Origin of the sequence: Pseudomonas morbosilactucae (genome assembly GCF_023241715.1) — a bacterium.
In the GTDB taxonomy this organism is placed as follows: domain Bacteria; phylum Pseudomonadota; class Gammaproteobacteria; order Pseudomonadales; family Pseudomonadaceae; genus Aquipseudomonas; species Aquipseudomonas morbosilactucae.
This window is the reverse complement of the sequence record NZ_JALQCW010000068.1, coordinates 1-18,830: the sequence shown is the minus strand read 5'-3', so window position 1 is coordinate 18,830 and position 18,830 is coordinate 1. Positions and strand designations below refer to the sequence as shown.

Annotated in this window: 21 protein-coding genes and 1 pseudogene; 13 read left to right on the top strand and 9 right to left on the bottom strand. The window is 53.3% G+C overall.

The window, feature by feature from the left end; translation table 11 throughout:
• Positions 1-83: 83 nt before the first annotated feature.
• The 4 genes from M1B34_RS24010 to M1B34_RS23995 all read left to right on the top strand — a co-directional run bounded on the left by M1B34_RS24010 (position 84) and on the right by M1B34_RS23995 (position 4,407).
• Positions 84-2,009, top strand: coding sequence for a sigma-54-dependent Fis family transcriptional regulator (locus tag M1B34_RS24010; protein WP_268266394.1), 1,926 nt, complete (start codon positions 84-86; stop codon positions 2,007-2,009).
• Positions 2,010-2,148: 139 nt separating this feature from the next.
• Entirely contained in the window at positions 2,149-3,498 is a 1,350-nt protein-coding gene (mpl, locus tag M1B34_RS24005) for a UDP-N-acetylmuramate:L-alanyl-gamma-D-glutamyl-meso-diaminopimelate ligase (protein ID WP_123334647.1), read from the top strand.
• Positions 3,495-4,127, top strand: coding sequence for a flavin prenyltransferase UbiX (ubiX, locus tag M1B34_RS24000; protein WP_268266393.1), 633 nt, complete (start codon positions 3,495-3,497; stop codon positions 4,125-4,127). The genes mpl and ubiX overlap by 4 nt, the downstream gene beginning before the upstream one ends.
• Entirely contained in the window at positions 4,120-4,407 is a 288-nt protein-coding gene (locus M1B34_RS23995; RefSeq protein WP_123334651.1) for a YceK/YidQ family lipoprotein, read from the top strand. Before ubiX ends, M1B34_RS23995 begins: the two co-directional genes overlap by 8 nt.
• Before the next feature lie 81 nt (positions 4,408-4,488).
• Here M1B34_RS23995 and M1B34_RS23990 read toward each other — a convergent pair whose 3' ends face one another.
• The 3 genes and pseudogenes from M1B34_RS23990 to M1B34_RS23980 all read right to left on the bottom strand — a co-directional run bounded on the left by M1B34_RS23990 (position 4,489) and on the right by M1B34_RS23980 (position 7,434).
• The gene (locus M1B34_RS23990) at positions 4,489-5,130 is read right to left on the bottom strand and encodes an oxidoreductase (protein ID WP_123334653.1); all 642 of its coding nucleotides are present in this window, start codon (positions 5,128-5,130) and stop codon (positions 4,489-4,491) included.
• 29 nt (positions 5,131-5,159) lie between these two features.
• Positions 5,160-6,877 (bottom strand): annotated as a pseudogene (locus M1B34_RS23985) (C13 family peptidase).
• 101 nt (positions 6,878-6,978) lie between these two features.
• Entirely contained in the window at positions 6,979-7,434 is a 456-nt protein-coding gene (locus M1B34_RS23980) for a MaoC family dehydratase (protein WP_123334657.1), read from the bottom strand.
• Between the two features lie 180 nt (positions 7,435-7,614).
• Here M1B34_RS23980 and M1B34_RS23975 point away from each other — a divergent pair, with 180 nt between their 5' ends.
• The 3 genes from M1B34_RS23975 to M1B34_RS23965 are packed head-to-tail and all read left to right on the top strand — an operon-like array spanning position 7,615 to position 9,291.
• Positions 7,615-7,977 (top strand): CidA/LrgA family protein, encoded by a 363-nt coding sequence (locus M1B34_RS23975; protein ID WP_123334659.1) that lies wholly within the window; start codon positions 7,615-7,617, stop codon positions 7,975-7,977.
• The gene (locus M1B34_RS23970) at positions 7,974-8,690 is read left to right on the top strand and encodes an LrgB family protein (RefSeq protein ID WP_123334661.1); all 717 of its coding nucleotides are present in this window, start codon (positions 7,974-7,976) and stop codon (positions 8,688-8,690) included. Before M1B34_RS23975 ends, M1B34_RS23970 begins: the two co-directional genes overlap by 4 nt.
• A 10-nt stretch (positions 8,691-8,700) precedes the next feature.
• Positions 8,701-9,291 carry an LON peptidase substrate-binding domain-containing protein gene (locus M1B34_RS23965; protein WP_268261971.1) on the top strand — a complete coding sequence of 197 codons (591 nt, stop codon included), beginning with the start codon at positions 8,701-8,703 and terminating at the stop codon, positions 9,289-9,291.
• A gap of 33 nt (positions 9,292-9,324) precedes the next feature.
• Here the strand turns inward: M1B34_RS23965 and M1B34_RS23960 are convergent, their stop codons facing one another.
• The 4 genes from M1B34_RS23960 to M1B34_RS23945 all read right to left on the bottom strand — a co-directional run bounded on the left by M1B34_RS23960 (position 9,325) and on the right by M1B34_RS23945 (position 12,960).
• Positions 9,325-10,641, bottom strand: a complete 1,317-nt coding sequence (locus M1B34_RS23960) for a bifunctional DedA family/phosphatase PAP2 family protein (protein WP_268266392.1) — start codon at positions 10,639-10,641, stop codon at positions 9,325-9,327.
• Between the two features lie 61 nt (positions 10,642-10,702).
• Positions 10,703-11,137 carry a DNA-3-methyladenine glycosylase gene (locus M1B34_RS23955; RefSeq protein ID WP_268266391.1) on the bottom strand — a complete coding sequence of 145 codons (435 nt, stop codon included), beginning with the start codon at positions 11,135-11,137 and terminating at the stop codon, positions 10,703-10,705.
• A gap of 335 nt (positions 11,138-11,472) precedes the next feature.
• Positions 11,473-12,183 carry a hypothetical protein gene (locus M1B34_RS23950; protein ID WP_268266390.1) on the bottom strand — a complete coding sequence of 237 codons (711 nt, stop codon included), beginning with the start codon at positions 12,181-12,183 and terminating at the stop codon, positions 11,473-11,475.
• A 339-nt stretch (positions 12,184-12,522) separates the two neighbouring features.
• The gene (locus M1B34_RS23945) at positions 12,523-12,960 is read right to left on the bottom strand and encodes a hypothetical protein (RefSeq protein ID WP_268266389.1); all 438 of its coding nucleotides are present in this window, start codon (positions 12,958-12,960) and stop codon (positions 12,523-12,525) included.
• A 419-nt stretch (positions 12,961-13,379) separates the two neighbouring features.
• Here M1B34_RS23945 and M1B34_RS23940 point away from each other — a divergent pair, with 419 nt between their 5' ends.
• The 6 genes from M1B34_RS23940 to M1B34_RS23915 are packed head-to-tail and all read left to right on the top strand — an operon-like array spanning position 13,380 to position 16,805.
• Positions 13,380-14,327, top strand: a complete 948-nt coding sequence (locus tag M1B34_RS23940; protein WP_268266388.1) for a RepB family plasmid replication initiator protein — start codon at positions 13,380-13,382, stop codon at positions 14,325-14,327.
• Between the two features lie 12 nt (positions 14,328-14,339).
• Positions 14,340-14,741, top strand: a complete 402-nt coding sequence (locus M1B34_RS23935) for a hypothetical protein (RefSeq protein WP_268266387.1) — start codon at positions 14,340-14,342, stop codon at positions 14,739-14,741.
• Between the two features lie 17 nt (positions 14,742-14,758).
• Positions 14,759-15,415: a hypothetical protein gene (locus tag M1B34_RS23930; RefSeq protein ID WP_268266386.1), complete on the top strand. Its 657-nt coding sequence runs from the start codon at positions 14,759-14,761 to the stop codon at positions 15,413-15,415.
• 17 nt (positions 15,416-15,432) lie between these two features.
• Entirely contained in the window at positions 15,433-16,101 is a 669-nt protein-coding gene (locus M1B34_RS23925; protein ID WP_268266385.1) for a hypothetical protein, read from the top strand.
• Between the two features lie 21 nt (positions 16,102-16,122).
• Positions 16,123-16,401 (top strand): hypothetical protein, encoded by a 279-nt coding sequence (locus M1B34_RS23920; RefSeq protein WP_268266384.1) that lies wholly within the window; start codon positions 16,123-16,125, stop codon positions 16,399-16,401.
• Positions 16,398-16,805, top strand: coding sequence for a hypothetical protein (locus M1B34_RS23915; protein ID WP_268266383.1), 408 nt, complete (start codon positions 16,398-16,400; stop codon positions 16,803-16,805). Before M1B34_RS23920 ends, M1B34_RS23915 begins: the two co-directional genes overlap by 4 nt.
• Before the next feature lie 25 nt (positions 16,806-16,830).
• On the opposite strand, the gene M1B34_RS23910 is transcribed toward M1B34_RS23915, so the two are convergent.
• Together M1B34_RS23910 and mobC are read right to left on the bottom strand one after the other, a co-directional pair.
• Positions 16,831-18,384 carry a relaxase/mobilization nuclease domain-containing protein gene (locus M1B34_RS23910; RefSeq protein WP_268266382.1) on the bottom strand — a complete coding sequence of 518 codons (1,554 nt, stop codon included), beginning with the start codon at positions 18,382-18,384 and terminating at the stop codon, positions 16,831-16,833.
• Positions 18,381-18,785, bottom strand: a complete 405-nt coding sequence (gene mobC / locus M1B34_RS23905; protein WP_268266381.1) for a plasmid mobilization relaxosome protein MobC — start codon at positions 18,783-18,785, stop codon at positions 18,381-18,383. The genes M1B34_RS23910 and mobC overlap by 4 nt, the downstream gene beginning before the upstream one ends.
• Positions 18,786-18,830: the final 45 nt, after the last annotated feature.

Sequence of the window (18,830 nt, the reverse complement as noted above, 5' to 3'; positions counted from 1 at the left end):
GGGCGTTGTCCAGGTTTGCAGTTGTGAGTGCCGATGCCTGACGCCGGCTCTGCAACCGGACCCTACGGGGAGAATAATAAGAAATGCACAGCAATCATCTGAGTCGCCACGCCCAGCAAGTGTTGACCGTGGCCCAGGGCAAAGCCCATTTACAGGGTCCGGGTCGCGACCCATCCATTGCCCGTTCCTGGCTGCGTTGCCTGGAGGACTACCACCTCGACCCGGCCCAAGCCATGGCGCCTACGGTGCTGGAACACGGCCGTTTGCTGGAAAGCCGCGAGCGCTTGCAGGCGGTGCTGCAGATTGCCGGCAACGAAATGACCAGCCTGCACCAGCAGCTCTCAGGCGCCGGTCACGCCGTGCTGCTGACCGATGCCCGGGGCGTCATCCTCAACTGCATCACCGCACCCACCGAGCGCAAGATCTTCGAGCATGCCGGCCTGTGGCTGGGCGCCAACTGGAGTGAAGCTTGCGAAGGCACTAACGGCATCGGCACCTGCCTGGTGGAGCGCCAATCCCTGACCATTCACCAGGATGAACACTTCCGCGGTCGCCACACCGGCCTCACCTGTTCCGCCAGCCCGGTGTTCGATCCCCATGGCGAACTGCTGGCGGTGCTGGACGTGTCCTCGGCGCGCCAAGACGTTTCCCGGCAGAGCCAGTTCCACACCATGGCCCTGGTCAACCTCTCGGCGAAGATGATCGAGAGCTGTTATTTCCTGCGTTACTTCGACAACCAGTGGCTGCTGCGCTTCCATTTGCAGGCCGAGTCCGTGGGCCTGTTCAGCGAGGGGTTGCTGGCGTTTGACGGCGATGGGCGGGTTTGCGCGGTCAACCAGAGCGCGTTGAACCTGTTGGGCCATGGGCGTGACGGCCTGTTGGGCAAACCGGTGGAGTCGTTGTTCGACTGCTCCCTCGACGAACTGCTGGGGCGGGCCAGCGTCAATGCCAGCGCCAGTTGGCCGCTGCGCACCCGGGATGGGCGTGGTTTGTTCGCCTTGTTGCGCGGTCAGCCGCGGGGTGTACCGCAGGTGGCTGCACCCCAGGTTCAGGTCGTCGATCTGGCGCCAAGCCCGGCTCCGGGTGCCCTTTGCCTGGGGGATGCGGTGTTGCAGGAAGGGTTACGCAAGGCCTTGCGGGTCTTCGAGCGGGACGTGCCGCTGTTGATCAATGGCGAGACCGGTTCCGGCAAGGAGGCGTTCGCCAAGGCTGTGCACCAGGGTAGCCAGCGTTCGGACAAAGCCTTTGTTGCCCTCAACTGTGCGGCGATTCCGGAAAGCCTGATCGAGAGCGAGTTGTTCGGTTATCGCGGCGGCAGTTTCACCGGGGCGCGCAAGGAAGGCATGCGCGGCAAACTGCAGCAGGCCGATGGCGGCACCCTGTTCCTGGATGAGATCGGCGATATGCCCCTGGCCTTGCAGACTCGCCTGTTGCGGGTTCTGGAGGATCGCCTGGTGGTGCCCATCGGCGGCGAGCCCCAGGCGGTGGACGTGCGGATTATCAGCGCGACCCACCGCGACCTGCTGGAGCGGGTGCGCGAGGGCAGTTTCCGTGAAGACTTGTATTACCGTCTCAATGGCTTGGAAATCGCCTTGCCGGCGTTGCGCGAGCGCACCGACAAATCCCAGTTGCTGGACTTTCTCCTGGCGCAAGAAGCGGGGGAACAGCGAGTGCAGCTTGACGATGCGGCGCGCCAGGCCCTGCTGGGGTTCGATTGGCCGGGCAATGTCCGGCAATTGCGCACGGTGCTGCGAACCCTGGCCGCCCTGTGCGATGACGGGCTGATCGTGCTGGAGGATGTGCCGCTGTCCATTCGCCAAGCGCGCCCGCCGCAGCCCGCTGCCGCACCGTCCGAGTACCCGCTGGACGATGCCGAGCGCCTGACGCTGCTCGCGACCCTGGAACAGCAGCGCTGGCACATGACCCACAGCGCCGAGCAGTTGGGTGTCAGCCGCAACACCCTGTATAGAAAGCTGCGCAAGCACGGGATCGCCCGCCAGTCGGTCTAGGCGGGCGGTACCATCGGCCTGATCCTGCCTGCGATCGTGGGCCGGCTCGCAGCGGCGGCTAATCGGCCTCCCGGTCAGCTAAAGAGTGCGATTTTCGGCCCTCTAGGCTAACCTGCCGCGATGTTTTACGAGGTCGACTATGCACATTCATATTCTGGGTATCTGCGGCACTTTCATGGGCTCGATGGCGGTTCTGGCCAAAGAGCTGGGCCATCACGTCACCGGTTCCGACGCCAACGTCTATCCGCCAATGAGCACGCAATTGCAGGCTCAGGGCATTGAGTTGACCCAGGGCTACGACCCGGCCCAGCTGGACCCGGCGCCGGATCTGGTGGTGATCGGCAACGCCATGTCCCGTGGTAACCCGGCGGTGGAATATGTGCTGAACAAAGGCCTGCCTTATGTTTCCGGCCCGCAATGGCTGGCGGACCATGTGCTGCAGGGGCGTTGGGTATTGGCCGTGGCCGGCACCCACGGCAAGACCACCACCAGCAGCATGCTGGCCTGGGTGCTGGAGCACGCGGGCATGAGCCCCGGCTTCCTGATCGGTGGCGTGCCGCAGAACTTTGCCGTGTCGGCCCGCCTGGGCGGCACGCCGTTCTTTGTGATCGAGGCCGATGAGTACGACAGCGCCTTCTTCGACAAGCGCTCGAAGTTCGTTCACTACCGCCCGCGCACCGCAATCCTGAACAACCTGGAGTTCGATCACGCCGACATCTTCCCGGATCTGGCGGCAATCGAACGGCAGTTCCATCACTTGGTGCGGACCATCCCCAGTGAAGGCCTGGTGATCCATCCAACCACCGAACCGGCCCTGCAGCGGGTGATCGAGATGGGGTGCTGGACGCCAGTGCAAACCACTGGCGCCGGCGGGCAGTGGCAGGTCAAGCTGCTGCGCGAAGACGGCTCTGAGTTTGAAGTGATGTTCGACGGTGTTGCCCAGGGCGTGGTGGAGTGGTCGTTGACCGGCCAGCACAACGTCGCCAACGCCCTGGCGTGCCTGGCCGCTGCCCGCCATGTGGGCGTGGTGCCGTCCATGGGCATTGCCGCGCTGAGTGCGTTCAAGAACGTGAAGCGGCGCATGGAAAAGGTGGCCGAGGTCAACGGCATCACCATCTATGACGACTTCGCTCACCACCCGACGGCCATTGCTACCACCCTGGATGGGCTGCGCAAACGCATTGGTGACGCGCCGCTGATTGCGATCATCGAGCCGCGCTCCAACTCCATGAAACTTGGTGCCCACCGCGATGGTTTGCCGGAGAGCGTCAGCCAGGCCGACCAGGTGATCTGGTACGCCCCCGCCAACCTCGGTTGGGACCTGGGCGCAACGGCGGCCTTGTGCTCGGTGCCGTCGATTGTCAGTGACTCCTTGGAAGGCATCATTGAGCGGGTCAAGAGCCAGGCCAAGCCCGGCACCCAAGTGGTGATCATGAGCAACGGTGGCTTCGGCGGCCTGCACGGCAAACTGGCTGAGGCCCTGAGATGAACAATGGTCCGGAACGCATCACCCTGGCCATGACCGGTGCTTCAGGCGCCCAGTACGGCCTGCGCCTGCTGGACTGCCTGGTGCGGGAAGATCGCGAGGTGCACTTTCTGATCTCCAAGGCTGCGCAGTTGGTGCTGGCCACCGAGACGGATGTCTCGCTGCCGCCCAAGACCCAGATGATGCAGGCCTTCCTCACCGAGTACACCGGTGCGGCGGCGGGGCAGATTCGTGTCTACGGCAAGGAAGACTGGATGTCCCCGGTGGCGTCCGGCTCCGGTTCGCCGGCAGCGATGGTGGTGGTGCCGTGCTCCACGGGCACCTTGTCGGCCATTGCCACGGGGGCGTGCAACAACCTGATCGAACGCGCCGCCGACGTGACCTTGAAGGAGCGCCGCCAGTTGATCCTGGTGCCTCGCGAGGCGCCGTACTCCAGTATTCACTTGGAGCACATGCTCAAGCTGTCGAACCTGGGGGTGACCATCCTGCCGGCGTCGCCGGGCTTCTATCACCAGCCGCAGACCATCGACGACCTGGTGGACTTTGTGGTGGCGCGGATTCTCAACCTGCTGAATATCCCTCAAGACATGCTGCCGCGCTGGGGAGAGCACCATTTGAGCAGCGATGAATAAGGGCCTGTTGCTGGCCTTGATCGCCCTGCAACTGGGCGGTTGTGCCACGGTGCGTACGCTCGATGCGGCGCAGCCAGGCGCGCCGGTGGTGTATTCGGGAACCCGTCTGGACCTCTACGCGATGCAGGGCGGTTGCTGCGCCATGGACAGGTTTGGTGCCGAAGCGCCGAGTTATCCGGGCCTCGATCTGCCGGCCAGCGCCTTGCTCGACACGCTGCTGTTGCCGCTGTCGGTCTTGACGGTCTTGGGGGTGGGGTTTCAGGCTACGGGCGGCCTATAACGGACGACTTTAATGCGCTACTCCGACAAACCGCCCCCTCGTTGGAGCCGGCTTGCCGGCGATAGCCTCATCTCACTTTCATCACTTGCCCAGTTTGCGCAGCTCATCCGACTCGATGACCCGCACGCCGTCTTGCTCTTCCAGGGCCAGGCGCCACATGGCCCGGGCCAGTTGGCAGGCTTCGATGCCGTGGTATTTACCGGGAATCAGGCGTGACAACGGGCCGGCCAATTGCTCACTCAGGCGTGGTTCGATCCGCTCGCCCAGCAGCAACGAAGGTCGGCAAATAGTCAGTTGTGGCCAGCCCTGGGCCTTCAGCGCCTGCTCCATTTCACCTTTGACGCGGTTATAGAAAATCGACGACTTGGCATCAGCGCCCAAGGCGCTGATCACGATCAGGTGCCGTGCGCCCATTTCCCGTGCGCGTTTGCCGAAGGCTACTACCATGTCCAGGTCCACGGCGCGGAACGCCGCTTCCGAACCCGCCAGCTTGATGGTGGTGCCCAGGCAGCAGAAGGCGATGTCCACCCGGCCGCTGAGTTGTGGCAGAAAGACGGCGGGGTCGCCGACCGGGTTTTCCAGGTGCGGATGTTCGGCCAGTGGGCGCCTGCTGGGTGCCAGGACGCGGGTGACGGTGGGTTCGTTGAGCAGGCGGTCGAGCAAGTGCTCACCGGTGAGGCCGGAGGCCCCCGCGAGCAGAATGTGCTGAGGCGTCAAGTACATGATGAGTTCCCCCTTGATACAGTTTCAGCTTAGTTGCTCTTCGCTTCCGTGCTGCCTATAGAGACACTTTGTAGTGCCTTTCGTGCTTGCTGTTTGCGTAACTGTTGCCAATGGGTGATCACGCCTTTGGGGGCCCAGATTTGTGGTTCGGAGGCTTCGAAGTTGTCGGCCTGTTCACGTTCGGCGACGGTGGCCCGGGCCAGCTTGAAGGCTTGCTCCAGGTCGTCGGTCTGGTTCAGCGCCTGGGCGAACAGGGCGTCGCCGAAGTAGGTGAAGTCCGCCTCCTCGGAGCAGCCGAAGGACACTCGATCGGCCTTGGAGGCGGTCATGACCAGGGTTCGTTCGTCCTTCAGCGCGGGGATGAAACCGCCGGAATAGCAGGCAGAAATCACCACGATCTTGTCGCGGTTCTTCAGCGGGGCGAGGGCGGTGGCCAGCTCGTCCGCCGGCAGGTCGGCCAGCTCCAGGCGCGGCTGGTCGAGCACCAGTTCATGGGCGCTGGTGCCGTGGCTGGTCAGGTAGATGAACACCAGGTCTTCCGGGCCGCTGCGTTCTGCCAGGGCCTGGGCCGCACGGTGCAGGTTTTCTCGGGTGGCCATGGGCCGGTCGCCAGGTGGTCGCGATGGTTCACCAGGCGCACCTGGCCGTAGGCGCCGAAGCGTGAGGCCAGCATGTTGCTGACGTAGTCGGCCTCACGCAGGAACACGCTTTGTTTGCCGTCACCGGCCAGGGTCAGGCTGTAGAGTTCGATGGCCGGGGTAGATGCGGGCAGGCCAGTGAGGGCCTGGTCCAGCAGGCGGCCCTGGGCCAGTAAACCGAGCTCCAGCGGGTCGGGCAGCAGCTTGCCGTCGGCGTCGCGGACCCGCAGTCCGTTGATCCAGTCACCGCTTTGCACCGAGCCGTCGCGCAGCACCAGCACGCCGTGGCCCTGATAGTTATCGCTGTCGAAGCCGCCGATGTAGAAGCTGCCGTCGGTGAGGTTCAGGCGTCCCTGGCCGCTGAAGCGCCAGTCGCTGAATTGGCCCACGTAGTGGCTGCCGTCGACACCGATCAGTTCGCCGCGACCGCTGAGGGCACCTTCCTTGAACTGCCCGATCCAGACGTCGCCGTCGGCGTTTTCATAACGGCCTTTGCCATTGAGTTGGTTTTGTTTGAAGCCGCCGACGTAGATGTCGCCTTCGGCGCTGTTGAAGGTGCCTGGGCCCTCCAGTTGGCCGTTGACGAAACGGCCGCTGAACTGGTTGCCGCTGGCGTCGCTGCGTTGGCCCTCGCCGTTGGGTTTGCCCCGGGTGAACTGACCCTGGTATTGGCTGCCGTCTTCCAGTTCGAGGCGCCCGAGGCCCGAATACAGGTCGGCCTTGAACTCGCCGCGATAGGTCATGCCGCCTTCTTTGAGGGTGCCTTCGCCGTCACGCCGGCCCAGCTTGAAACCGCCGCTGTAGCTGCTGTCCTTGGTGGTCAGGCTGCCCTGGCCGTGAAACAGGCCCTGTTGGAACTGGCCGCGATAGACCTCGCCGTTGCTGCCGTGCCATTCGCCCTGGCCATGCCATTGACCGTTTTCGAACTGGCCGGCGTACCAACTGCCATTGGGGTAATCGATGCGTCCCTGGCCCTGGAGCAACCCGTTGACCAACTCGCCGCGATAGCGCCCGCCGTCCGGCAGCCGAGCATCGGGCGGCAGGAGGGATTCGCCATCGCCGCAAGCGGCAAGCAACAGGGTCAGCGTCAGGGGTACAAGTGAGCGCATAAGGGGATCCTGGTAATTAGGGGACCGAGTATGCCGCAGGCTTGTGACTTATATATAGAGAGGCGGTGCGAAACAGCGCGGGCTGTTCGCACCCAGGGGCTTCAGACAAAGCAGAGGGACAGGGGCTCGGCGATATAGGCGGGCTTTTCCTGGCCTTCGATTTCCAGGGTGGCGGTGGCCTTGAGCAGCCACTGGCCGGGTTTCTTTTCCAGGACTTCGGTCAGTTCGACCTTGAGCCGTACCTTGGAGTCGACTTTCACAGGCTGGATGAAGCGCACACTGTCCAGGCCGTAGTTGACCACCATCTTCAGGTTTTCCGGCAGGACGAGGATGTCTTCCATCAATTTCGGAATCAGTGACAGCGAGAGGAAACCGTGGGCAATGGTGCTGCCGAATGGGGTTTGCGCGGCCTTGACCGGGTCCACGTGAATGAACTGAAAGTCCCCCGTGGCTTCGGCAAACAGGTTGATACGCTCCTGATCGATGGTGAGCCATTCGGAACGTCCAAGTTCCTTCCCGACATAATCTTTGAGCTCTGCAACAGGAACATAGGGCATTGAGACTCTCCTTGGTTCATCGGCTTTTGTAGTGTTCAAGCGGCGTGGGCCTGAGCCCCAGACATCCACTTTAGATCAACATGGCCATTGGGTCGGGTCAACCCTCCATGCTTTTGGCGAATGCCGGTGCATAGCGGGCGCGTGCTTATAATGCGCGACGGTTTTTGCGAGGGACGCGGGATGTTGTTACGAGGTCTGACATGGCTGGTGCTCTTTCAATTGCTTGGCACGGCGCTCAATCACCTGATAGTGCCCGTGCTGCCGGGGCCGATCATCGGCCTTCTGCTATTGCTGGTGTACCTGGTGGTCCGCGGTGAAGTGGGAGAGCCGCTGAACCAAGCGGCCAGCAGCTTGCTGCGTTACCTGCCATTGCTGCTGGTGCCGCCGGCAGTGGGGGTGATGGTCTATGCCCGGGACATTGCCGCGGACTTCTGGGCAATCACTGGGGCGCTGGTGTTGTCCCTGGTGATTTCCATGGGGTTTGTCGGGGTGCTGATGCAGAAACTGGTCAAGCGCCAGGTGCACAAGGAGGGCGAGCAATGACCCTCGACTGGCAAGGCGCCTGGGCTGCAGTGATTCATCACCCGCTGTTTGGCATCGGCATCACCTTGGGTGCCTATCAACTGGTGCTGGCGGCGTTCGAGAAAACCCGCTGGATCTTCCTGCAACCGGTGCTGGTGTCCATGTTGCTGGTGATTGGCGTGTTGCTCGGCTGCGGCCTGACGTACGCCGAGTACCGCAAGAGCACCGAGATTCTGAGCATTCTCCTGGGGCCGGCCACGGTGGCCCTGGCGGTGCCGCTGTACCTCAATCTGCGACGGATTCGCCAGTTGTTCTGGCCAGTTTTTACTACGCTGGTGGTGGGTGGGGTAGTGGCCACCGGGTTGGGTGTGCTGCTGGGCTGGTGGTTCGGTGCCGAGCACATGATTTTGATGACCATGGCGCCCAAGTCGGTCACTTCGCCCATTGCCATGCTGGTGGCTGAGCAGATCGGCGGCGTGGCGGCGCTGGCGGCGGTGTTTGTGCTGATCACCGGGGTGGTGGGGGCGATTGTCGGCCCAGCGTTGCTCAATCGCCTGGGCGTCCATAGTCCGGAGGCGCGGGGCATGGCCCTGGGCATGACGGCGCACGCGGTGGGCACCTCGGTGGCCCTGCAGGAAAGTGACGAGTGCGGCGCCTTCGCGGCGCTGGCCATGAGTTTGATGGGGGTGGCCACGGCAGTATTGCTGCCGTTGGCGGTGTCATTGGTGGTTTAAGGATGTGTGTATGAGCCTGGCGCTTTTCCCGTTGAACACGGTGCTGTTTCCCGACTGCATCCTCGATTTGCAGATCTTCGAGGCGCGCTACCTGGACATGATCGGCCGCTGCATGAAACAGGGCGACGGCTTTGGCGTGGTCTGCATCCTGGAAGGACAGGAAGTCGGCCTGGCCCCCGAGGGCCATGCGCTGATTGGTTGTGAAGCGCGGATCACCGATTTTCACCAGCAGGGCAACGGGCTGCTGGGGATTCGGGTCAAGGGCGGGCGGCGTTTTCGGGTGCTGAGCAGTGAGGTGCAGAAAGACCAGCTGATCCTGGCCCAGGTGCAGTGGCTGGATGAGGTGCCGGAGCGTGCGCTGCTGGATGAAGACGCCGACCTGATCGCGTTGCTCAAGGCCTTGGCCGAACACCCGATGGTCGAAGCCCTGAACATGGGCGGTGAGGCCAGCGGCCAGCAATCATTGGCCAATCAGTTGGCCTATCTGTTGCCTTTTTCGGAACTGGACAAGATCGACCTGTTGCAACTGGACGATCCCCAGCAACGCCTGGATGCGATTCAGGCATTGCTGGATCAGTTGCAGGGCGAATTGTTCACCTGAGTGGCCCGCCGTTATCTGCGGTGTCCACCGCCCTCAATAGGCATAGCGCATCAGGGCGTGGGGTAAATGGCGCATCGACATGAATCCGCACAGGGCAATCATCGCCGGCAATACCAGCCACCAGGCTTTGGCCGGCATGGCCGCCAAGGGGGCTTGGCGCTGGATCAGGCTCAGGCTGGCGGCACAGATACAGGCGGCGAGCATGGTGCCCGCCAGAATGTCGCTGGGCCAGTGGGCGCCGAGGTAGACCCGCGAGAGGGCGATCGACGCCGCCGGCAGGCAGCCCAGCAGCAGCCAGGTCAGGCGCATACGCGGCGGCTGGCCGCGCCCGGCCAGTACCGCCAAGGTTAGAAACAGAGCGAAGGCGCCGGAAGAGTGGCCGCTGGGCATGCTGTAGGTGGTCAATGGTTCGGTCAGGACTTCAGGGCGCACCCGGGCGAAGAACCATTTGCTGCCGGTGTTGGCCAGGGCGGTGAGCAGCAGGGTGGCGCCGGCGAAGAGCGCCTGGCGCCATTGCCGGGTGGCCAGCAAGAGCAGGATCAGGGCGGCACTGATGATCAGCATGGCGTGGAATTCACCGACCTGTGTCAGCAGCACCATGATCCGGTCCAGTGGCTCGCTGCGGTGTTCTTGCACCAGGGCGATCAGGCCCTGGTCGAACTGGCTGAGGTAGGGGTAGCCGATAAACAGCCCCAGCAGAATCAACAGGCTCAGGCCGGCGATCATTAAGGTGGCCAGGCGATGGCGGCGCAGGGTGCCGGCGATGCCCAGTCCCAGCAAGACGGCCAGGCTCGCGGCCACGACCGCCGCCTGAGGCCAGAAGCCTTCCGGCAAGGGCAGGCGAATCGCCGCCCCGGTGGCCCAGCCGGGCAGCAGGTAGGCCACCGACCAGCCCGTTGCGGCCAGGGCGCTGACCGCCAAGAAACGCATAAAAGGCATGTCGAACATGCCGGCGACCATGGGCAGCATGGGGCGCAGCGGGCCGATAAAGCGCCCCACCAGCAGGCTGGCGATGCCGTAACGCTGGAAATAAGCCTCGGCACCGCTGATCCATTCTGGGTGATGGCGCAAGCCGGGCAGTCGCCGGATGCCCTGGTGGAAGCGTCGTCCCAGCAGGTACGACACCAGATCTCCCAGCAGCCCGCCGAGCAGCCCGAGCAACAACGTTTCCCCCAGGGGCAGGGCGCCGTTGCCGGCCAATACGGCAATGGCGAACAGCAGCACCGTACCGGGCACGATCAGCCCGGCAATCGCCAGGCATTCGATGCAGGCCACTATGAATACTGCAGCGGCCAGCCACTGCGGGTTCGCCGTCAACCAGCCGGTCAGGCCATCGAGCCATGGGCCCATAAATTCAACTCCATTGTTCTGAATACGTGGTTCTAAACGTGGGGCGGATGCCTGGGGGCGCTCAATCGATCAGGTAGTAATCGCGTCCTTCGACCTGGCCCCTGCGCAGAGGGTTCCGCGTGCAGTACGGGGCGTAGGCGGCGTCGACGAAGCGATACATCAGGTGTTCGTCGCGTCCCTTGGGAATCCCCAGGCGCGTGGTCTGGATGATCGTGCCGATCGGTTCACCGATGTCTTCGACCCAGAGCGCTTCGTGGTCGAAACGCTTGGCATCCCAGGCCGGAACCTTGAGCCCCAGGGCTTTGCACAGCAGGGTTTGCCCGGCGCACAGCTTGTGTTTGGGGCGCGGCTGGCCGCGGGCGTCCGGGTTGTTCGAGAGCATGTGCGCCAGGCTGGCAGGGCCGGAAAAGGCATCGACCCAGGGGTAGCCCGACTTGATCAAGACGGTAGCGTTTAACCTGTGATTTTTTAGGGTTCGTTTCATCACTGAGATCATACCGAATGCCCCGGCTTTTCTCACTCCGTGGGTGTTTGGGTCGGTGCTTGACGCAACCGCTCCAAACGATGCGTTAAAAGCTCTTGTAGTCCGATCAGGGTGGTTTGATGTGCGGGGACTTGTACCCGTGCAGAAAATCGCCGGATACGTGGTGTGTGGCCGCTACGCGGGGCGGTGCAGTGGCTCCGCATTCTGGTGACGCTTCGCTTTTTAAAAGAAAGTTAAAAGGCGAAATAAACCGCCAAGGTATCAAGGTTATTCCGCTTATGGATAAAACGGAAAATTGACACAATAAACGAAAAAAGCCCTTTATCGGGCCTTTTTTTTGACTAGCTTTAATATTTAAGCATGTCCACCAAGTCTCTATAATGCTTGATTTTATCATTAAATACGGCCATAAATTCAACGCCGCCGAGTTCAAAGCATGGGTGAAAAAGTGATTGTCTTGTTGCTTTCTTTTCTTGGCTTTCTACTTCTTGATAATCGTAAGCCTTACTACCAGCGATCAAAGTGAAGTAGCCAATGTTGCATTTTATTTTCTTGAAAACTCGACCGTTTTTCACAAGCGATATTCTTACAACGTATTCTCTTCTAACTTCTTGATATTTGAAAAAGTCAGTTTCAGGCTTATCTAAAAATACCTCCCACACTGCCGGGTCAAAATTGATTTTATTGGTGGCGTTCTTCTCAACATCTGATGCAAGATAATCAGTATATTTTTTTGTTTGAGAGAGCGAAGAAACTGGCTTATATGCTTTTGCAACGCAAAGTTTTATCGCCGCAAAATCGTAATCATATTCGTCAAGGTCAATAATATGAATTTTTTTTGCTCTCGCCTCTGTGTATTCATCCGACTTAAAATAGTCCTTAAATACAGCATTGGCGACGTTTATGCCCGTTGAGTAATTACTGATAATGAGATATTTATTTAGTCTATGATTAGAATAGGTTTTGTCTTTACTTAATACAGCAGCAGAACGGAACGCATCATAAGCTAATTGTCTAACGTCAAATTTTTTTGGTTTAGTGATAATTGTTTTTAACATAAGTCTCCTTTTTAAATTTCTTACTTTTATTAAATCATATTAAAAGACCTTGTCAAATTAAACCGCCAAACTTTTTAGTGTGAAAGATGTTATTGTCAAACCCTATTTTAAAATAAAGTTCGACCATAAATATATTTTAAACATGTTATTGACACGCAGTTAAAGGCTTAATCAAGCCATTAAATGACCGTTGCAAAAATACGAAAACTAAAAAATATCAAAATCTTCTAAAAATAAATTAGACAAAACTTTGTATAAATTATTTTCACGGAATAAACCGCCAAGGAATTGAAGACATAAAAAAGCCCCGGTGAAGGGGCTTCAAGGTGTCGCTAGGTTTTAGATTTTTTCGGCTTTCAACTTGTCAATCAAAGCTTCAAACGTATCGACCTCGTTTTTCTGCATCAAGTCAGCCAAGAACAAAGAATAAGTGGCAAAGCCTTTATCTTTCATTGCTTTACTAGCAATGCCTTGTTTCGCTTTCTTCAAGATGAACTCTACGCCATCGATCTCAACCTTATACTTATCCGTAGGCTCCTTGGGTGCCTTTGGTGCGTTGTCGCTCACGCTCTTGCCGGTTTTGGCTGGGGTTTCTACTTTGTAGTAGGAAAGCACCACACCAACAAAATCAGCCTCGTTATAGCCGTGTTTTTCACGCAAAGCATCCAGCTCTTCAACCAGATCAAGAACCTTAGCTTCGTTGGCGTCAGCTTTTAGGCTTTCAATCTGTGCTTCCAATGATTTTTGCTGTGCGAGTAGGTCAAGCAATTTAGACATTTTCAACGATCCTTGATGGTGTTCGCCGATCATAATTTCAAAAAAAAATCTTGTCAAAATAAACCGCCAAGGTTTAAGCAGTTAAGGTTTTTGATTTTAGATCCACCAGATGAGCTTTTGACGTTCTGCCCTACATCTTATATATAGATTTACGAAGTAAATATCTTTTCTTTTGTGAAAACGTTCGAATAAGCCCGCAAGAATAAGGAAATCTAAAAAATCCCGGTTAACGCTCCTTATTTATTTCCCCCCTTCCGGTTAACGCTCCTTATTTTTTCGTGCCGATTATCTTTTAAAATATGGGTAATTTCAAAGCATGATAATACGGTTAACAGCATTTGTTATTTTTTTACTGTCTTAAGCTTGTAATTAGTTTTTTTTGTGGTTAATTATAAGTATAACAAGGGTGAAAAATAACCATGAAATACATTTTAAAAGAGAATGGCAAAGAAAAAGAAGTGTTCAAGCTGAAAGGTTATGTATCAGTTCCTCGCGTTTTTCTAGCTCTTCCATTGTTCAACACAATAAACGCTCACAAAGAGCCGAGAGGCTTTGAAATAGCCAAAAACCACAATGCTAAAAACATACATATTGCTTCAACGTCGTTGACTATATTCAATGATTTTGAAGTATTTCTTTTTATTTTGCGAAAAGTATACAGCAGCAAAAGCAATGAATTTGAATTTACTCTTGATGAAATAATGAATGACTTTGATGTTAAAACATCACATAGAACAACGTATTTTTCGATCTTCAAGCAGTCAATTAGAAAGCTCAATAAGATCAATATTGAATATGAAGAAGAAACGGAAGATGGAACAAAAACTGTTTTTCTAAACTTCATCACTGGCGAGCTGACTAAAAAAAGTGGAAAGATTGAAGTATCAAAACGCTTTATTGAGTTTTTTGGTAGCCTCAAAGAGTTGTACGAGATCGACACGAAGATGCTGAGCTTATTAACTAATGAGTATCAGCGTATTCTTTATGTGTTGTACGTTTGTAATAGACGCAACAAAACAAACTATTTCAGTGTTGAAATGTTAAAAGAACGATTTCGCATCAGCGATAAAATGCCCAGCAAAACATTCATAATGAAAATAAGAAAGGCCAATGAAGCACTTCAAGAAATGGGCCTAATTGAAGACTTTAAAGAAGAAAAAAATAATCGAGTAACTACAAGGTTTTTAGTCGATTACAGTTATAAGTCGCTCTACAAGGATTTTAAAGAAAAAAAAGCAATTGCTGAAAAACTAAAAGCGTCGAGTATCGAAAAGAAAGCCGTTAAAGGTTTGAATTTAGATGCTTTTGAAAGTGATATACCTGACAGCTTCAAAGAAACAATCGAAGCGTCAAAAACAACAAATTAATGAGGTGAGAAAATGGAAGCAAAGGAAATCAAAGAAATAGATTTAAAACACGTCAGCATTGCCGCTCAGGCATTGATTACGCACATTGAAAGCATATTGCCAACCATCCCTAGTGATCGAGTGCGTCAGCTCGTAGCGATGAAGCTGGGCGATGCCATCAGCCAAGGTGGTAATGAGGCCATGTTGCGTCAAATTCTGTTGTTGGCTGTTACAGCAATCGAAAGTAGCGAATTGATAGAACATAAGATGACTACCGGCGATCTTGAATACAACCCTTTTACAGGGGAAATACTCAGCGAAATAAACGTTTTGCCAGCCGTTGTTGCTGTCATAAAAGTGCAAAAAGAAGTATTGAAAAGCAAAGCACCGAAATCAACACCAAGTGAACAAAAACCGCCAAGTTCAGCGGTTTAACATCGATCAGGAGAATGATGAATGTAAGAAATGTAATCACCTTTTTAACGCTGCTTTTCCTTCCTGCCGTTGCGTTCGCTGACGGTGATGCAACCGCCGCCCGTGTTGAATTGATTTCATCAAATATCGGATTGATCAAGCTCGTAGTTTTTTTGACCGGATTTATCTTATTTGTTAACGGTGCATACAAGCTGAAATTGCTAACCGATGAGGGCGGAAAAATGGGTAAAAGTGTTCCGCTTATTTACATCATCATCGGGGCTGTTCTTATGAATGTCACGTTAGCCATTGGCGTGTTCGGAAATACTTATTTCAAAGCCGGGGATTTCTGTTTTGTCGTGTCCGAAGGTGCGATAAATAACGCTTGTATGAATACTGAAGTTTCGGGGCTTACGGGTGAATTGAAAGCCAGAATTGAAAAGCTTTCGAGCGGAGGCACAGCCGAAAAATTCTTGGAGAATATCCAAATTATTATTGGACTTTTTCAAATTATTGGATTGATTTATTTTTCGGTTGGAGCCTATGGGATTGCACAAGTATCAAATGGTTCATCAAAAGAAAGTGGCTACGGTAAACCGATTATAACCATGTTTGCATCTGCGTTGATTGTCGATATACCGCACACCGCTCAAATGGCAATCAATACGTTGCACGATATAGGAATTAACTTTTAAAAACATAGGGGGAAATTATGAAAAATACGATGTTGCTTTTAACGCTTCTATTTTCAGTTAATGCTTTTGCTGAACCCTATAAATCTCGATTTGTATGGTCAGATAAGTGCGTTGATGGCAATTGCACAAGCTCAGAAATTGAAGCTGTAAACAGGGAAAATGCTGAAAGAGGTAGACAGCATTTATTGAATTTAGAAGAAGAGGAAAGAGAAAGAGAACGAGAATGGTCGCGTCAACATGCCGAAGACCAAGCCAGAGCGGATGCAGCCCCAAAATATGTACATACACCCAAAGGGCCTGTCATAACCTGCGTGCAAGAAGTTTACGAAAAAGCCACCGGTATTTTGGGCGATGATGCAACAAACCACATCGACGTTTCTATTATTTCGCCGGGTAAATGTAGTTTTGAAGTAAAAGAATTTGGAGACTTTGGGCGTGGTTGCGACAATCTAGCCGCACTTTCTAGCATTGCAAAAATGGGGTTTTATCAAGAAGAACAATGCAGATATGAAGCCGAAAGCTGGAAAGTATATTCACAGTATAAAGACGTAATTTATACCCCCGAATGGACTAATGCACTAAGTCGCGAATATCACAAAAAGTTGGAGCCAATTAAACAAAAGCACAGAGGCAACGTTGCTAAATTGCAAGATCAAGAAAAAGCGTTGAATAAATCCGAGGAATAAATAAGCCCAGAACAGGGTTTTTTGTTCGTATTTGATTTTTTAATATTATTATATATAATAATATTAACAACATCTTTTAATGAAATGAAAACATCGAAAATAGTAATTTTAGTTTTAGGTATAGCACTAGCCGCATTTTTTACTTCGATTTATTTTGCAGTAGCCGCAAATTTCTACAACATTCAATTTTTTTTATTGATCGCCATTCAAGGCCTTGGCATTTACGCATTGCTAGGTTTGAAGGGTGAAGCACAAAGGAGAGAAAACAAAACAAACAATAATGATGAGGTATCACAATGATCAAGCTTTCAATTTTAACAATCGCATTATTTGCTTCAATGTCAGCAAATGCGTCTTTCACTTACATGACAACAATTGACGCGAATATCGTTTTCGTCAAACCACAAACTGACGAAAGTATGTGTCAAGCTTCATCAAGATATATCAAAGATTATGCCCAAGGCTTGGGCGTGAATATTGACGTTGGTGCGGGGATTTCTGGAAGTGTGTGCAACGTTGATATTTACAATATCAGTTCATTTGCAAATGTGGGTCAGCTCGCTAGCGTGGGCAACTACGTCAAGTCGTTAAAGGCTGAAAACTACACAATGTCTAGTATTGTGTATGGGCTAAATGATGGAACCGGCCAGCCACTATTATGGAACGACAAAATCTACGCAGATACGCTATGGACTTTGAGATAAAAGAAAACGCCTTGAAGGCGTTTTTTTAATGTGGGCTAGGTTTTTGTAGTCGGCTTCTTTTATTTTGATGATGCTCACTTTCAGCATTTTGTTTTTTACTTTCTGCTTGTGCTGCAAGCACTCGCATTTCTGAAAGCATTTCACTTTGAACGCCTACTGTGTCTTTTGAAGTAAACACATCAACAGCAGCATTTACTGAACCCTCGAGCAAACCTACTGCTGCATCTCTGGTTGTTGATGCGGCTTCTTTTGCACTGCCTTTGGCACTATCACCGATTGAGGGTTTTTCATCAGGTTTTTCAGTGGGTAAAGCTTTGATATTGTTTTCTTCAATCGGCTTCTTAAAGGCTGAATTTTCAAGCTTCATTTTTTCAAGTTTTTCTTTATCTTCGGCAGTCGGTTTAAAACCTTTCAACGAATAGCCTTTTTGATCTAACCCCATCATGGAAAATTGAAGCCATGCAGCACGCTTAAAATCGTCCGTTCCTGACAGGTGCAAGGTTTGAGGTTTGCCGCTCTCTGTGAGCTTCTGCAAGCCCGCCTTGATCGCCATTAGGCTGTTAGTGTTGAAGTCAGCACGGCCCGCCACTGGATCATATTCAAAAGCTTTCTTATTCGTCCCTTTGTAAAAAAAATCAAGACCATCAGGCGTATCGAACCGGGTATCTAGCACACGATTAGATTTCTTGATCCTCTTTTCTGTGATGCTTGATTGCTCATCATGAAAATCGCCGCCAATGCTTCCATAATCACGCACAGGAGCCGTTTTCACTCCAAGACGTGCAAGCGTGTCACCGAACTGGGGATCGTCGCCAAAACGGGCTTTAAGAGCTTTGTAAGAAGCTCCAACCTCAGAGGCTTTGAAGATCTGGCCGTCTTTCTCCAGGGAATAGGCATTGTTCCCGTTGGTGATCAACGTGAAGCCGTCATTATCAAGAAATTCAAGGAACTCGCCAGCGGTCATAGCCTTATCAGTTGCGGCATTTACCGCTTCTTTAAATTTGGTCTTCTCGGACTTTATCCCACGGTTTTCAAGCCTGTATTCGTTTGAAGGTTGGGGATTTGTAGGCATTCCGGGTTTTAAGAAGTTTCTATTTTCAACGACTTTTAAACCGTTTTCGATTTCGGTTTTGTGAAGGGCTTTTTCAAACAAAGCATAATCATGTAATTGTTCGTATACCTTGCCGCCGTTATCTCTTTTATTCCAGATCAAGTGAACATGGATTTTATCTGTATCAGTGTGAACGGCCCAGCGGTGCCTGTGTTTGTCTATTTTAAGAACATCACGCCACACGCCCAACGCTAATTCAGCAGCTTTTTCGGGTGTGATTTTATCGGACACATCAAAGCTGATCATTTCGTGCAAGCCTTGAACTTCTTGTTTTCTTCCTGTTTTACCATCGTGTTTATTGTTAATCTGATCGCACTTCTTAACGCCAAGCTTCACATAGTCTTTTATGCTGGTGCCTTCAAATTTTACTTCACTACCGCCAACCAAAGCGGCTTTTGATAAGGCGTAATTCATCGTGCGGCCCATGGCTGCACTGTCAGGTAATTTACTTAATTTCTTTCTGATCATTTTGAGCCTCTCTTTTTGATTACTGTTTTTTTGGTTCTTGTAGAAATCCAATCAGAAAGATACTCGAAACGTGATGATGATTTTTCGATGACTTTCAAAGCAGCTACAACTAGCTTTTTGTTTGTTTCAGTAAGTTCTTCATCGGAATTCAATTTTGTAGCGATTTGGTTAATGTTGTTGCCGATGTCTTTCAACTCACTTTCAATATCTTTCAAGGTTTCTTGAATTTTTTCAGCAGAAGCAATTAACGCAGGGTTATTGAACTCAACGGTTTGAGCAAAGCCATCGTTAACAATCTTTTTGATTATTGCTGTTTTAGTCATTGAAAGACTAGAAGCGAGGTCGTTAAATTTCTGCATGTCTTCTTTTGAAATTCTTATTGATACTTTATCTTGTGCCATGTGTCTCCTGATCGGGGTTTATTTTTAATTTGGTGAACAAAGGCC